Source organism: Cohnella cholangitidis, from assembly GCF_014107495.1.
Taxonomy (GTDB): domain Bacteria; phylum Bacillota; class Bacilli; order Paenibacillales; family Paenibacillaceae; genus Cohnella; species Cohnella cholangitidis.
This window is the reverse complement of record NZ_CP041969.1, coordinates 2,103,190-2,117,714: the sequence shown is the minus strand read 5'-3', so window position 1 is coordinate 2,117,714 and position 14,525 is coordinate 2,103,190. Positions and strand designations below refer to the sequence as shown.

General features: G+C 52.1%; 14 protein-coding genes, 1 pseudogene and 1 riboswitch. Of the genes and pseudogenes, 14 read left to right on the top strand and 1 reads right to left on the bottom strand.

Annotated features, from left to right (window positions below; all coding sequences use genetic code 11):
- Positions 1–44 precede the first annotated feature (44 nt).
- The 8 genes and pseudogenes from FPL14_RS10070 to FPL14_RS10040 all read left to right on the top strand — a co-directional run bounded on the left by FPL14_RS10070 (position 45) and on the right by FPL14_RS10040 (position 6,334).
- On the top strand, positions 45–224 hold the full coding sequence (locus FPL14_RS10070) for a hypothetical protein (RefSeq protein ID WP_182302850.1): 180 nt from the start codon (positions 45–47) through the stop codon (positions 222–224).
- Entirely contained in the window at positions 202–1,437 is a 1,236-nt protein-coding gene (locus FPL14_RS10065; protein ID WP_182302849.1) for an Ig-like domain-containing protein, read from the top strand. Before FPL14_RS10070 ends, FPL14_RS10065 begins: the two co-directional genes overlap by 23 nt.
- Positions 1,385–1,735, top strand: coding sequence for an Ig-like domain-containing protein (locus FPL14_RS30740; protein ID WP_182303933.1), 351 nt, complete (start codon positions 1,385–1,387; stop codon positions 1,733–1,735). Before FPL14_RS10065 ends, FPL14_RS30740 begins: the two co-directional genes overlap by 53 nt.
- 15 nt (positions 1,736–1,750) lie before the next feature.
- Positions 1,751–1,969 (top strand): annotated as a pseudogene (locus FPL14_RS30295) (Ig-like domain-containing protein); the annotation flags it as partial.
- Positions 1,964–2,629, top strand: a complete 666-nt coding sequence (locus FPL14_RS10055; protein ID WP_267875434.1) for an Ig-like domain-containing protein — start codon at positions 1,964–1,966, stop codon at positions 2,627–2,629. The pseudogene FPL14_RS30295 and the gene FPL14_RS10055, both read left to right, overlap by 6 nt.
- The gene (locus tag FPL14_RS10050) at positions 2,605–4,755 is read left to right on the top strand and encodes an invasin domain 3-containing protein (protein ID WP_324617928.1); all 2,151 of its coding nucleotides are present in this window, start codon (positions 2,605–2,607) and stop codon (positions 4,753–4,755) included. Before FPL14_RS10055 ends, FPL14_RS10050 begins: the two co-directional genes overlap by 25 nt.
- Entirely contained in the window at positions 4,755–5,075 is a 321-nt protein-coding gene (locus FPL14_RS10045) for an S-layer homology domain-containing protein (protein WP_182303932.1), read from the top strand. Before FPL14_RS10050 ends, FPL14_RS10045 begins: the two co-directional genes overlap by 1 nt.
- Before the next feature lie 143 nt (positions 5,076–5,218).
- A complete protein-coding gene (locus tag FPL14_RS10040; protein ID WP_182302846.1) occupies positions 5,219–6,334 on the top strand; it encodes a hypothetical protein in 1,116 nt (371 codons plus the stop codon).
- A gap of 57 nt (positions 6,335–6,391) precedes the next feature.
- Here FPL14_RS10040 and FPL14_RS10035 read toward each other — a convergent pair whose 3' ends face one another.
- Entirely contained in the window at positions 6,392–6,571 is a 180-nt protein-coding gene (locus FPL14_RS10035) for a hypothetical protein (protein ID WP_182302845.1), read from the bottom strand.
- Between the two features lie 473 nt (positions 6,572–7,044).
- Here FPL14_RS10035 and rpoD point away from each other — a divergent pair, with 473 nt between their 5' ends.
- The 6 genes from rpoD (at position 7,045) to FPL14_RS10005 (ending at position 14,145) form a co-directional block, all read left to right on the top strand.
- Positions 7,045–7,935, top strand: a complete 891-nt coding sequence (rpoD, locus tag FPL14_RS10030; RefSeq protein WP_182302844.1) for an RNA polymerase sigma factor RpoD — start codon at positions 7,045–7,047, stop codon at positions 7,933–7,935.
- 100 nt (positions 7,936–8,035) lie between these two features.
- Positions 8,036–9,226 carry a stage II sporulation protein P gene (spoIIP, locus tag FPL14_RS10025; protein WP_182302843.1) on the top strand — a complete coding sequence of 397 codons (1,191 nt, stop codon included), beginning with the start codon at positions 8,036–8,038 and terminating at the stop codon, positions 9,224–9,226.
- Between the two features lie 271 nt (positions 9,227–9,497).
- Positions 9,498–10,496 carry a cell wall hydrolase gene (locus FPL14_RS10020; protein WP_182302842.1) on the top strand — a complete coding sequence of 333 codons (999 nt, stop codon included), beginning with the start codon at positions 9,498–9,500 and terminating at the stop codon, positions 10,494–10,496.
- Between the two features lie 179 nt (positions 10,497–10,675).
- Positions 10,676–12,220, top strand: a complete 1,545-nt coding sequence (locus FPL14_RS10015; RefSeq protein WP_182302841.1) for a tetratricopeptide repeat protein — start codon at positions 10,676–10,678, stop codon at positions 12,218–12,220.
- Positions 12,221–12,400: 180 nt separating this feature from the next.
- Positions 12,401–12,742, top strand: coding sequence for a zinc ribbon domain-containing protein YjdM (locus FPL14_RS10010; protein ID WP_182302840.1), 342 nt, complete (start codon positions 12,401–12,403; stop codon positions 12,740–12,742).
- 173 nt (positions 12,743–12,915) lie between these two features.
- On the top strand, positions 12,916–14,145 hold the full coding sequence (locus FPL14_RS10005; RefSeq protein ID WP_324617893.1) for a chitinase: 1,230 nt from the start codon (positions 12,916–12,918) through the stop codon (positions 14,143–14,145).
- Positions 14,146–14,312: 167 nt separating this feature from the next.
- Positions 14,313–14,508: riboswitch (cobalamin riboswitch) on the top strand.
- The last annotated feature ends 17 nt before the right edge of the window (positions 14,509–14,525 follow it).

The following is a 14,525-nucleotide window of genomic DNA, read 5'->3' as shown; positions in this document are numbered from 1 at the left end:
AAGTGTGAAAAAAGCTAAATTTTGAGAGGGATAGGTGGATAACGATGTATAATGCCGGCATTGCTTTTCTAAGCGTCATGCTTCTCGGGGCTATTATCTACGGTAAGTTATGGTGGGACGGTCCGGGAGTAGGCCTTAAATTTACGAAATGGTTTTTCGGTATTTTCGTCCTGGCGGGGATAGTTGTCGCAGGGATTACTTATGCGGGGGTTATTAAAATTTAGAGCGCTAAGTTTCGTTCATGCGGAAGCGAAGCCAAGAATGGAGGAAATGATGAAAGCTTTGAACCTATGGATCGCAATTGTTCTTAGCATCGTGATTGTTTTAGGGTGGTTGCCCGGTCGATCCGTTTACGCTGCGGGTTCGGCGGTTTTGGATCAAGAGAACGCGAGTGGCACCGGCAATGTATTCGTGAATGCCGATTACCCGAGATTTCAAACCTTTACCCCGGCGTTTGCCGGTAATCTCAGCGGGATTGATCTGAATATCTTCGATTCCTTCGGCACAACCGGCGCCCTTAAGGTGAGTATCTATCAGGAAAGCAATCTTTCGACGCCTCTTGCGACCGCGCAGTTGGCGACGTTCGGCGCAGGCTGGGTATCGATCGATTTTTCCGGGACATCACCTTACTTGAAGAAGAATACCGTGTATCGAATGGTAGCTTCCACGGAGTCTGGGAGTCCTGCCGGATTCGGTTGGTATTTGAGTTCTGCCGATACGTATCCAAGAGGATCCTCGTCGGCTGCCGGGAGAGATTTCGCCTTCAAGACATATACGATCCCGGATTACTCCTTATCCCCGGCCGAGAGTCGGGTTTCAAGCGCGCAATCCAGTCTGGTAGCGGATGGCGTCAGCCAGACGACGGTAACCGTACAAATGAAAGACGCGCAAGGAACGGATTGGGCGACCGGAGGATCGTCGGTGGTCATTACCTCGACTTTAGGCACAGTCAGCGCCGTTACGGACAACAATAACGGCACGTATACGGCGACGCTCACGGCTCCGACGACGACAGGCACGGCGACGATCGGCGCCAGCGTTGGCGGCAGCCCAATTACGTCGACAGCTAGCGTGCAGTTTGTAGCAGGTGCGCCGTCGACGGCGCACAGCACGGTCCAATCGGGCAACGCGACGTTGACCGCGAACGGAACAAGCCAGACGACGGTAACCGTACGATTGAAAGACGCGTATGGGAATGCGATTACGACCGGAGGAGCTACGGTAGCGATCGCTTCGACGCTGGGCACGGTCAGCGCAGTAACGGACAATAACAACGGTACGTATACGGCGACGCTCACGGCTCCGACGACGACAGGTACGGCGACGATCAGTGCAACCGTAGGCGGTAGCGCGATAACGGGGACGGCTAGCGTGCAGTTCGTGCCTGGAGCGCGTCGACGGCGAACAGTACGATACAGGCTGGCGCCGCGACGCTAATCGCCGATGGGACAAGCCAGACGACGATCGGCGTGAAGTTGATCGACGCCCAGGGCAATGCGATCGCACCGGAGGAGCGACGGTAGGCATCGCTTCGACGCTGGGCACGGTCAGCGCAGTAACGGACAATAACAACGGTACGTATACGGCGACGCTCACGGCTCCGATGACGACAGGTACGGCGACGATCAGTGCAACCGTAGGCGGTAGCGCGATCGGTCGACGGCTAGCGTGCAGTTCGTACCGGGAGCGCCGTCGACGGCGAACAGCACGATTCAAGCGGGCAACGCGACGCTGACGCGATGGGACAAGCCAAACGGTAACCGTACGATTGAAGGACGCGAATGGGAATACGATAATGACCGGAGGAGCGACGGTAGTCATTACATCGACGCTCGGCACGGTCAGCGCCGTAACGGACAACAACAACGGCACGTATACGGCGACGCTAATGTCTTCGACGACGACAGGGACGGCGACGGTCAACGCCAGCGTTGGAGGCAGCGCGATAACGGGGACGGCCAGCGTGCAGTTCGTGCCGGGAACTCCGTCGACGGCGAACAGTACGATTCAGGCTGGCTCCGCGACTTTGACCGCAGATGGGACAAGCCAGACGACGATCGGCGTGAAGTTGATCGACGCCCAGGGCAATGCGATCTCAACCGGAGGAGCGACGGTAGGCATTACGTCTACGCTCGGCACGGTTAGCGCCGTAACGGATAACAACAACGGTACGTACGCGGCGACGCTAATGTCTCCGACGACGACAGGGACGGCGACGATCAACGCCAGCGTTGGAGGCAGCGCGATAACGGGGACGGCCACCGTGCAGTTCGTGCCGGGAACTCCGTCGACGGCGAACAGTACGATTCAGGCTGGCTCCGCGACTTTGACCGCAGATGGGACAAGCCAGACGACGATCGGCGTGAAGTTGATCGACGCCCAGGGCAATGCGATCTCAACCGGAGGAGCGACGGTAGGCATTACGTCTACGCTCGGCACGGTTAGCGCCGTAACGGATAACAACAACGGTACGTACGCGGCGACGCTTACGTCTCCGACGACGACAGGGACGGCGACGATCGGCGCAACTATCGGCGGAAGCGCGATAGCGGGGACGGTCAGCATGCAGTTCGTAGTGGGCGCGCGTCGACGGCGAACAGCACGATCCAAGCGGGCGATGCAACGCTGACCGCCGATGGGACAAGCCAGACGACGATCTCGGTGAAGTTGATCGACGCTCTGGGTAATGCGCAGACGGCCGGGGGAGCGATGGTTGGCATTACGTCAACGCTTGGAACGGTTAGCGGCGTAACGGACAACGGTAACGGCACGTATACGGCAACGCTGACGGCCCCTACAACGTTAGGTATCGCGACGATCAGCGCCAGCGTCGATGGCAATCCGATTGCGCCGACGGCCAGCGTGGAATTTCTCCTTGGCGACGTAAGCGCGCAGCGCTCCACGGTTACCGCAAGCGACCTTGTCGTTCGTGCGGACGGAGCCGGCAAAGCATCGATCTTCGTTAAGCTCAAGGACGATTACGACCACCCGATCGCAGGCAAGCGGGTGCTGCTTCAAGCCAATGGAGGAAGCTCGGTCATACAAGCCGTATACGACGTGACAGATGCGGACGGCTTAGCGTTATTTACGGTGAGCAATACGGCGGCGGAGAACGTGACCTATTCCGCGAAGGAAGCAACAACCGGTCTAACTTTAATCCAGACCGTGAATGTAGCGTTTACGTACGATCAGCCTCCTAGAATCGTACTGCAAGCAAATCCTATCGCCCCTACCTTCGGCAACGTGACGGTTACCGTAACCGCGTCGGTATACGGGCACTTCAATAGCCTTTCTTCTATTAAGTGGGCGCCGGGAAGCCGTGCCGTTTCGTATTTCGATACACAAGGAGTGGCGATCGCCGATCGTTTTACCGTTCAGGAGAACGGGATTTATTCCGTCTATGCGGTAGATACGGCGGGCAACGCGAACGTGAGCTTGATCGAAGTCCGGAATATCGTTCCCATGAGCAACAATGCGAACTTGGCCGACTGGCAGCTCATGGGAACGGGCGGGACGGTAAATTTCGCCTTTGATTCGGGGACAACGGACTATAACATTCAGGTAACCCATTCGGTAACCGGATTGAAAATGTTGTTGGCAACCTCGGATAGCTATTCTATCGTCTCCGTGAACGGAATGCGGGCGACCGCGAATTCGATTACCGGCGAGTATCCGCTGGCAACGGGCAATAACGCGTTCGAGGTCAATGTCAAAGCGCAGGATGGTACCGTGAAAAAGTACACGCTTAACGTAAACCGTTCCGCGGCAAGCACGAATCCCGGGCCGTCTAGCCCTTCAAACGGCACAAGTCCATCAAGCCCATCAAACCCATCGCCATCCAATACGATTGCGATTCGGATCAACGATACAGAAGTGTCCGGAGTTGCCGCTTTGCGAACTGGCGCGGACGGAGTCAAATCCATCGACGTACTGTTGGATAGCGAAGTTCTTAAGAAGGTGCTCTCATCTTCCGCAACGGCCAAAGCGAATCTCTCGATCTCGATCGAGGATGAAGCGGGCTTAATCGCGCTTCGCCTTCCCGGCGACGCCATTTCGCTCCTTCCGGAAGAGGGAGCTACGATTCTATTAAAAACTCGGCAAGGCCAGTATCGCTTGCCTCTAGACGAGGTCATAAGCCGGAAGACGGATTGGACGACAGCCGCGGAAGCTCAAGTAACGATCGCGTTCGGCGAAGCCGGGGGAATTGCCGGTCTGCGGGATGCGGCGAATAAAGGCGGTTTCCGGCTAGTCGGGAATCCGGTTCATTTTAACGTGCATATCATCGATCATGGCGAGAAAAGAGAGATTGCTAGCTTTGGCCATTATGTGGAAAGGGTCATTTATTTACCGACGGAAGCTGACGATCATACGACATCGACGGTCGTCGTATGGGACGAGAAGCTTGGAGCGCGTCCGGTGCCGACGGAGTTTGCCTTAGTGGACGGTCGTCGGGCCGCGGTGATTCGGAGTCTCACGAACGGCGTCTTTGCGGTTGTTTCCAAGCAGTCTCTATTCGCGGACGTTCAAGGACACTGGGCCGCTAACGAAATCAGCGAAATGAATAGCCGATTGATCGTACAAGGCGTAGACGGAGGGCGGTTCGATCCCGATGCCGAGGTTACTCGGGCCGAATTCGCTGCGCTGCTAGCAAGAGCTCTGGGATTGCCGGAAGGCGGAGGTCAGGCAAGCTTCCTGGACGTCGGCCGGTCGAACTGGTACAGCGGCGCGCCGCGGCGGTTAAAGCGTACGGATTGATGGATGGGTTCAAGGACGGAACGTTCGGCCCGAATCGGGAAGTGTCGCGACAAGAAGCGATCGTCATGATCGTTCGGGCGCTGCGACTGGCCGACATCTCATCGGCAACAAGAAATGCAGGGGCGCAAGTAGACTTAGAAGCCTACTCCGACCGCGATCAAATCGGCAACTGGGCGAGCGATTCGATCCGGACGGCCATTTCCGAAGGTTTAATGAAGGGTAACGGAGACGAGTTGCGTCCGCGGAAGTCGTTAACCCGCGCGGAGACGACCGTGCTTCTGTACCGGTTGCTGATCAAGGCTGGATTAATCAACGAATGAACAGGAATGCGGAGACGAGCCGACGGCTCGTCTCCGTTATTCGCCCGAACGTGAATCCCTGGATATCATCGTACGAAATCTAGTTGCCGATATATTTAGGAACAACATTATTAACGGATAGTGAGGCGGAGTTATTGAAACGGATGATTAGAAGATCGGCCGTTATGTTGGCGTTAATCGCTATGATCATGGGGTTAGTCAGCGGATTTTCGAGCTCTTCGGCATGGGCGGCTTCGGGGAATCCGGTGGCTACGTACCTGTCTCCGGAGAAGATCGAGTTTGTCAGCTACAGCAAGAAATGGAACCAAAAGAAGTTGAAGGCGCTGTATGTCGAATTGATGAAAAACACGCACGGCGAGGAACTTCGTTACCTGGGTAAGGTCGTTCTGTCGCCGGAAGAGAAAGAAGACGAATTGGGCGTCGCGAATATGGGCTATTCTTGGACGGAGGACGACCTATCCGACATCGAGATGGACGAGCCGACGGAAATCATTCTTTACGATGCCGACAATTTGTCGACCGTGGAGAGTCTGTCCACGACTTTAAGCCACGAATACGGACACCATTTTACATACTATTGGCTTATTAAAAAAGAACATAAGCTTCCTAGCGACTCAACCACGAAATGGGCGGCCATAAGGGGAATTCAAAATTATCCGGTCTTATTCACGGAGGATACATCCGACCCCGAGTATACCCATTATTGGGATCCCGGAGAGATTATGGCGGACGACTACATGGCCATGTTCGGTTCTCCGACGGCCAAGTTGAGCATGGTTAAATCTCATCAATCGCAAGAGGGAAGAGGTTTCTATGGAGAAATTGAGAATGAATCCCTTCCTCCGGCAACTACGCTTGCGTCCGTTAGGAGCTACTGGCTGAAACTGAGCGGTATTAAAGATCCGTTGCCCTTAGTCTTCAAGGAACCTAAGCTAACGAAGATTCAGGCCGTCGAGTCCGGGGAAGAGGAAGAAGGAATCGACCATAAACTTACCTTCGAAGCGGGTTCCGCCGCGCCGGCCGTTGCCGGACGGCTGCAGTATAGCGTCTATTGGACCTATGAGGACGAAGGGGAAGAGACTTTCGATTACACGGATTTGACAACGGGCAAGCGATACCTCGTCGTGCCGGGCGGGCTGCCGGAGACTGAACTTACTCTTACTGTCTACGCATACGATCCGAAGACGAGGCAATACGTTTACGCAAGACCGGTCACTTACGATTTGTCGGACCCCGAGGATCCTATTCTGGTGAACTAAAGCTATATAGAAAGAAGGCTGCCGATCTTTCGGCAGCCTTCGTCTAATTAAGCCCTGTTAGTTACTTTCGATGATCTCGTCCAGAGAGGTGTGCGCATCGCGGTTCGCCTCCATGGCAATCTCGCGATCCGTTTCGCTTCCGCCTTGGATGTTATCCGCGGCACGCGCCTGTTGATTCAGCTGCTCTTCAACCTGACCGATCCCGTGCGCTCCTTGGTGATTCCGGCTTGATGGCATATGATCGCCTCCGTCCGCATTTTGGGGTTTCTTTCCGGCCTATTGTTTGTTTGTCGAACCCGGGACGGCAGAATCGTGATTGTTTCCGGGATTCGATTTCTTTCCCTTGTTGTTTTTCGTCGTATGGCGAGACATGCAGCATGCTCCCTTCTGTATGTTCCAAGCGTACTCAACTGACAGCTGCCATAGAACAGTATGTCCCGTTCTTTAAACGACTAGTCTTTATCTTATTTGATGATCGTTCTTTTCCAGGCAATAAAAAATAACGGCACATTGTGCCGTTATTGAACATGCGTAGCATGACTTTGTCCCTAAAAAATAAATCTTGCTCTTTGTTCACTCATTTGTTAGAATGACGAGTACGATATTTTTCGGAAATATCCATAGATGAAAATATCATACCACAATGAAAAGTTTTTGTCAATATTAATTTAGATTGAAGTTAACCCCAGGACGTGGAAGGAGAATTAGCGATGACGGACTATCAACAGACGGAGCTCAATAACGACGAACATTTGATTTTACCGCCAGGCGTGAAGGTGGATGACCCGGTTCGCATGTATTTGAAGGAAATCGGACGCGTTCAATTGCTTTCCACGGAGGAGGAAGTCGATTTAGCCCAAAGAATCGAACAAGGGGACGAGCAGGCCAAGCAAAGATTAACGAAGGCGAATCTTCGCCTTGTCGTCAGCATTGCCAGAAGGTATGTCGGACGCGGCATGTTGTTCCTTGACCTCATTCAAGAAGGAAATATGGGTTTGATCAAAGCCGTAGATAAATTCGACTATAGGAAGGGATTTAAGTTCAGCACGTACGCGACTTGGTGGATCCGCCAAGCGATCACCCGAAGCATTGCGGATCAAAGCAGAACCATTCGCATTCCGGTTCATATGGTGGAGACGATCAATAAGTATATCCGTATTTCCAGACAAATGGTGCAAGTGCTTGGTCGCGAGCCCGAGCCGGAAGAAATAGCAAGGGAAATGGATCTTACCTTAGATAAAGTAAGGGAGATTATGAAGATTTCTCAGGAACCGATCTCGCTAGAGACGCCCGTCGGGGAAGAAAACGACTCAAAGCTGGGCGAATTCATCGAGGATCAGGATGCTTTGGCGCCAGCCGATGCCGCGGCGTTCGAGCTGTTGAAGGAACAGTTGGCGGATGTGCTCGATACGCTGACGGATCGGGAAGAGAGCGTGCTTCGCCTGCGTTTTGGGCTAGATGACGGCCGTGCCCGTACGCTCGAAGAAGTAGGCAAGGAATTCGGAGTTACTCGCGAGCGAATCCGGCAGATCGAGGCCAAAGCTTTGCGCAAATTAAGGCATCCGAGTCGCAGCAAACAGTTAAAGGATTTTATGGAATAGGTTCTCCGACCTCTGACGAATTTCGGGTAAATAGAAGGCTTTTCCTTGAATAGTGTCGAAGACTGTTAAGTGACACTATCGACATGGGAGAGAGTAAGCCTTGTTCTTACGTAAATCGATACTAATCGGATGCGCTACGGCTCTGCTTTTATTCGTTGCGTTGGATCCTGCTTATGGATCTCCGTCCTCGCCATCCGAATCTAGTAATCAAAATATTAGCGTAGAAAATGAGCAGGCGGAGCGGAAAACATCGGTTGTTCCGGAAGCCGTCGTGAATATCGTTGACGTTACGAATCTGCGAAGCGGACCGGGGCTAGATTACGAGATTGTAGGCAAAGCCATGCCGGGAGATACATTTCCCGTCGTCGGATTGGAAGGGGATTGGCATCAAGTAGAGCTTTCGAGCGGCGATACCGCGTACGTGGCCGCTTGGGTCGTGAAAATCGATAAACCAATACGCTTCGTTAACATCGTAGAAGTCACCAATTTGCGTAACGGGCCTGGGCTTGATTATAAAATCGTAGGCAAGGCTAGACTGGGAGATTCGTTTCAGATCGTCGGCACGGAAGGAGATTGGTATCAAGTTTCGCTTCCCGGCGGCGATACCGCTTACGTTGCCGGATGGGTCGTCAAGACCGGTCTTGGCGATCAAGTCTCGCAACCGAAAGTCTATATCTATCATACTCATAATCGCGAATCCTGGAAAAACGTTGTCGGCAATAAAAAAGGGACGTCCTTCGACGATCCGAAAGTGAATATTACGTTAGTCGGCCAGCAAATGGGAGAGGTTTTGCGAAAAAAAGGAATCCAATCGTTAGTAAGCAAGGATGACTATACCGAGAAACTCAAACAACAAAATTTGGGCTTCTCCTTCTCTTACGCGGAGTCTCGTAAAGACGTCAAAAAAGCGATGGAAGCAAACCCATCGTTGGCTTACTTTTTTGATATTCATCGCGACGCCGACGTCCCCCGCAAAAGCACGACGGCGACGATCAAAGGCAAATCCTATGCGCGTATCTTGTTCGTCATCGGAACCGCTCATCCGAACTTCGCGGCCAACAAGAAATTGGCCGAAGCGTTGAATGCGCGGCTTAACAAGAAGTATCCGGGTTTGTCGCGCGGCGTGTTGGCCAAGAGCGCCCATCAAGGAAACGGGGAGTATAACCAGTCGATATCCCCGGGCAGCTTGCTTATGGAGTTCGGCGGCGTGAACAATACGCTGGAAGAAAACCTGCTCACGGCGGAGGCTTTCGCGGACGTTTTCGCCGAGTATTACGGCTCGCTAAAATGAGGCGTCGTTATAATTGAATACGGACGAAAGAAGCTGTCTCGAAAGCGAAACTTGAGGCGGCTTCTTGTATTTTGCCAGCCCCTCGCTCGCGAGCTCAATAGTACCGTGAGGCGGTACTTTTCCGCCCCAACCCCTCGCTCGCTAACCCGATTTTTCCATGAATATCCCAATTGTGTGAAAATGTTAATCCTGCAAGCGCTTAATATTATGATATATTTTTACGGTAGCTTAAAAACGGATTTATCATGCTATACATTTTTGGGAGGTTATCATGCTTTGTAGAAGTAAGCAAACTCGCGGGTTCATGCTTATCCCCCTCTTTACGCTTCTCCTGCTTTGCATCGCATTGCCGGCAGCTGCCGCGGAGAAAACGGAAGCTTCGACGGTAAATAACGTAACCATTAAGATTAACGGCGTTAAAGCGAAACTAACCGATTCGGTGCGCACGCTTGACGGAAGGCTGTTCCTTCCAATCGGGGGGCTGGCGGATAAGCTAGGCGCGAAGACCGAATGGGACCAAGACAATGAAGCGGTGACGATTCATACCGTTAACAAAGACAAAATCGTGCTAAGCAATGGCGTGCCGGTAGTGTACTTCAACGAGGGCCGCTATTTAATGGACGTGGCGCCGTTCGTCGCGGAAGGCAGAATCTATATTCCGCTTCGCCATGTCGCCGAACTGCTACATACAAGTTTTAATTGGGATGCGGATGCCCAGGTAGCCGAGTTGGACGCGGTTGAACCCGCCGTCGTGACCGAAGATTTCGGAGTATCGGAAATAAGCAAGCAGCATGGCGTTAGCCAATCGGCGCTGCTAAAGCGGAATAAGCTGGACAAAGCCGACGAGATTAAAGTCGGAACGACGTTGCGGGTCGTCATCCCTTCCGTACTCGAGAACGAGGCGGAACCGTTTACGAAGCAGGACTATATGCTGCTGGCTAGACTCGTTCAGGTCGAATCGGGATATGAAGGTTATGAGGGGCAGTTGGCCGTAGCCAATGTCGTGCTTAATAGAGTCAAGGATTCGCGGTTCCCGAATTCGATCCGCGATGTCATCTATTCCGGCAAGCAGTTCCCCGTCGCGCATAACGGCATGCTGGATAAGAGCGTACCGAACGCAAGCGTGCTTCGCGCGGCCAAGGATGCTTTGAACGGAAAGAACAACGTTCGGAATGCGGTGTATTTTTACGATCCCGACGTGTCCAAAGGAGCGTTCTGGTCAGGTCTCGATACGATCGCGACGATCGGCAGCCATAGATTCGCGAAATAGCCGTTATCGCAATACGAAAGAGAACTCTCGTCCCTCCATAGGGGCGGGAGTTTTTATTTTGCGGGAGTTTTATTTTGCGGTTGTCGCTATTCCGATTTAGCGATTAAGCGCAGGGATTTGGAGATAGTGAAGGGGACGGTTTATGATGAAAGGAATCGAGCTAAAGGGGTATAAGTAAAATGGCGCAAACAGAACAACCCATCTATCGCTTCAGTGAAGCCCCGATCTGGGAACTGCAGCGTTCCTACTATGAAGAGCAAGGAATCAAGGCATGGCAAAACGAGGAGGTCCCGGAGTACATAACGAGCAACCCGATTATAGCCGAGGCCTATGCGGAAATGATATTCGGGTTTCTTCAGGACAGAGCGGGGGTAGGCTATGCCTCCGAACCTGTCACGATTGTCGAGCTTGGAGCGGGTTCGGGCCGATTAGCCTTTCATGTGCTTAACGAATTATGCGAGCTAGCGGCTTTTGCGGGCATTGCGATCCCGCCTTTTCGCTATATCATGAGCGATATCGCCGTCAAAAATATAGCATACTGGCAACGGCACCCCTGCTTGATTCCCTTTGTTGAAAAGGGGATTTTAGATTTCGCGAAATTCGATGCCGTTACCGATACGGAACTAATCTTGATCCAATCGGGAATCGCTATACGACCGGGGGACCTGCAGCAACCGTTGCTGGTCATCGCGAATTACTTTTTCGACAGCATCCCGCAAGAACTGATTTACGTGGAAGGAAGTAAAATCTATGAGTGCAAGGTCTCCCTGCAGTTTCCGGAAGGAACGGAAGGTCTGAGCGCATCCGAAATACTGGAGAAAACGACACTCGGGTATCATTATCGCCAGGAGACCGATTCTGAACGGGAAACGTATCCGTACCGCGATGTTATTGAACTTTATCGAGAGAAGGCAGAGGATTCCCACATTCTCTTTCCAGCTATCGGTTTAAATTGTTTGGAACGACTTGGCCGGCTGTCGCAAAGGGGTTTCCTTCTGATTACGGCGGATAAAGGCGACCACAGGTTAGAGAACTGGGAATTTGCGGAGCCCCCCAAGCTTATTCATCACGGAAGCTTCTCTCTGACGGCAAACTATCATGCGATTCAAACCTTTTTCGAGCAGAAGGGCGCGCTGTCTCTCTTCACCGCGCATCATCATAGCAACTTAAACGTAGGCTGTATTTTAATGCTGCAAGAACCGATGGGCTATGCGCATACCCGTCTGGCTTATCGGCGTTTTGTAGAACGCTTTGGCCCGGATGACTTTTTCAGCATGAAACAATGGTTTGACGGGCAGTTGGATCATATGGAATTACGGCAAATCCTAGCCCTCTGGCGATTGAGCGGCTACGATTCGCAATGGCTCCTGCAAAGCGCCAAGCGCATCTCCAATCTTCTTCCAGCCGGCAATGAGGCCGAAATAGAAGATATCCGCAGCGGAATACATTCGATGTGGAAAACCTATTACTCCGTGGAGGATAAACACAACCTGGCGTTAGACTGCGGAATGCTGCTGTACGAAATGGAATTGTTCGAAGATGCTTTGGTATTCTTGGAAAGGTCTCTTCGGCATGGCGAGGCTGACTCCGAGGTGCTCTATCCTTTATCCGTTTGCTGCTATGAGACCGGCAATGAGGCTGCCGCCTTGGAATACGCGCGTAGAACGATAGCGATGGAGCCTGAGCATGAAGGAGCTTTAGCGCTTCAAACCCTGTTGATGTAAAAAGAAAGTAAAGCGTTAGACAATGCAATTCTTAATTGGAACTTTATAGCTCTATATCGTATTATCATTAAAGGAGTTTCCGTAGGATCGGCTCAAGCTAATCCGGTTGTTTTCGGTCTCTGAATAATAGATTGGAAATCCATCGGCTCACCGCTGACACGAATGCGAGGAAATAGAAACATGACAGTACTGCCCAATTGCCCGAAATGTAATTCGGAATATACTTACGAAGACGGAAATCTTCTCATTTGCCCGGAATGCGCTCATGAGTGGTCATTGGAATCCGATGCCGCGGATGGGGACGACAAAAAAGTCGTCAGAGATGCCAACGGAAACGTCTTAAACGATGGAGATTCGGTATCCGTGATCAAAGACCTTAAAGTCAAAGGAAGCTCGTTGGTCGTAAAAATCGGAACGAAAGTGAAAAACATCCGCTTGGTTGACGGAGATCATGACATTGATTGCAAGATCGACGGTTTCGGCGAAATGAAGCTGAAATCGGAATTCGTTAAGAAAATATAATCGCAAAAAGTCCCGGCGAGGAAATCCTCTACGGGGCTTTTTGTTATTCCATCGTTTGATACTAATAAATGATTTGTGTCACTTTGAAACGGACTTCTTCCATCCCTATAGACTCGCAATCGGAGGGTCGTATAGAATTCCAAATGTTACTACTACTTGAAAGGTGTGGATTTATGGGCGAATCGAATTGGAAGCACTCGTTTTCCAGTAAGTGGATTCATCGCACCCTTAGTTTAACGCTTGCCGCCGCGCTTCTGGCAGCGCCGTTCTCCGTTGCGGCCGCAGGCAAAAGCAAAGCCGCCGACGAGCAGCCGGCAACCGGGAAGAACGCAATCGATTATGCCGGAAGCAAGCTTGCGGTTGGAGAAAATCATTTTCTAACCCGCCAAGAGATCGAGCTTCAATGGGACGGCATCGACCCCGATTATACGCCGGATAAGGCCGTAGATGCGGTCAAAGCGCTGCTTCCTCAGCAGGATTACGAGGAATTGTTCCCTTACAGATTAGGCTCCCCGGAATGGTTTAAGGTGGCGAAAGGCAAAGAATATTACAAAGAAAACCAGAAGGATTTTTTCTCCTACGACAATTTGATCGCGGCGGTCACGGAGGCGGCGAACATTAAGCTTAAAATCAGTTCGCGCAAAGGAAGCCCCGGAGCGCAGGAAGTTCATCGACTGGACAAGGAAGCCAGAATCGAGACGCTAGTTTCCCGGTCCTCCGATTTTACTTCCGAAGAGAATAAGACGAAAGAAATTGAAACCGTTATCATCGATTTCGGCGCTTTCCTCAAAGAAGGCTTCAAAAAGGATCGCAAACGCGAGCTAGCGGCATTCTTAGCGAATCTATCCCACGAGACCGGCGGAGGTTGGGCGACAGCGCCGGGGGGAGAATTGAAATGGGGCTTGTTCTGGAACGAGAATATCGCGGGGAGAACCGGAGTCAACCTGGATCCTTTCGTCGATCCTGCGAGCAGCGAGCTCTATCCGGGCGCTCCGGGCAAACGTTACTACGGACGCGGACCGATCATGATGAGCTGGAACTTCAATTACGGCCTCTTCAGTTCGATCATCTACGGGGACAAGAACGTGCTGCTCGGCAATCCGGAAATATTGGCGGCGGATGGGAAGGTAGGCTTCATGACGGCCATCCTGTTCTGGATGACGCCGCAAGCGCCGAAGCCTTCGGCTCACGATGTTATCATTAACAAATGGAAGCCGACGAAAGCCCATCTGTCCAAAGGATTGAGCAAGCCGGGATTCGGCATGACCGTCATGGTTCTGAATGGCCTGGAAGCGAATATGGGCGAGACGGAAGGCAGCCCGGTTAAGCGCGCGCGGGACATTATCGGGATCTTACGAGCAAAATGGGCGTTGATATCACCGGCGAGAAAGTGGATACGCTAGGGATGGAGCCGTTTTAATAACGAAGGCGAACCGGGTGCTAAGAATCCCGGTTCGCCTTTCTTTTCGTGAGTCAAACGGTTGCCAAACCGGATGATCATACAATCTTCACTTCTCTTTTGCAGTCCGTTCAACTATAATTCTAGAAGAGATTATCGCTTGACCAATTAAATAATTTACAGCCTGTAGGTGCCTTTGATGCGATAAGCTTCGGAGGTTAAAAGGGAAGCCGGTGCAAACCCGGCGCGGTCCCGCCACTGTATATCGGGGATTGCCTCGCAAGTCCACTGTTCCTCCAAGGAATGGGAAGGAGAGGGAGTCATCTAACCCGTAAGCCAGGAAACCTGCCTACTCGGCTTCGCCAACGAACATCCTTCGCGGAA

Bases quoted from the DNA above. Each gene is read 5' to 3' on its own strand.
- FPL14_RS10005 (WP_324617893.1), top strand. From the start codon at position 12,916: ATGGGCGAATCGAATTGGAAGCACTCGTTTTCCAGTAAGTGGATTCAT.
- FPL14_RS10015 (WP_182302841.1), top strand. From the start codon at position 10,676: ATGGCGCAAACAGAACAACCCATCTATCGCTTCAGTGAAGCCCCGATC.
- FPL14_RS10065 (WP_182302849.1), top strand. From the start codon at position 202: ATGCGGGGGTTATTAAAATTTAGAGCGCTAAGTTTCGTTCATGCGGAA.
- rpoD (WP_182302844.1), top strand. From the start codon at position 7,045: ATGACGGACTATCAACAGACGGAGCTCAATAACGACGAACATTTGATT.
- FPL14_RS10070 (WP_182302850.1), top strand. From the start codon at position 45: ATGTATAATGCCGGCATTGCTTTTCTAAGCGTCATGCTTCTCGGGGCT.
- FPL14_RS10010 (WP_182302840.1), top strand. From the start codon at position 12,401: ATGACAGTACTGCCCAATTGCCCGAAATGTAATTCGGAATATACTTAC.
- FPL14_RS10020 (WP_182302842.1), top strand. From the start codon at position 9,498: ATGCTTTGTAGAAGTAAGCAAACTCGCGGGTTCATGCTTATCCCCCTC.
- FPL14_RS10045 (WP_182303932.1), top strand. From the start codon at position 4,755: ATGGATGGGTTCAAGGACGGAACGTTCGGCCCGAATCGGGAAGTGTCG.
- FPL14_RS10035 (WP_182302845.1), bottom strand. From the start codon at position 6,571: ATGCCATCAAGCCGGAATCACCAAGGAGCGCACGGGATCGGTCAGGTT.
- FPL14_RS10040 (WP_182302846.1), top strand. From the start codon at position 5,219: ATGATTAGAAGATCGGCCGTTATGTTGGCGTTAATCGCTATGATCATG.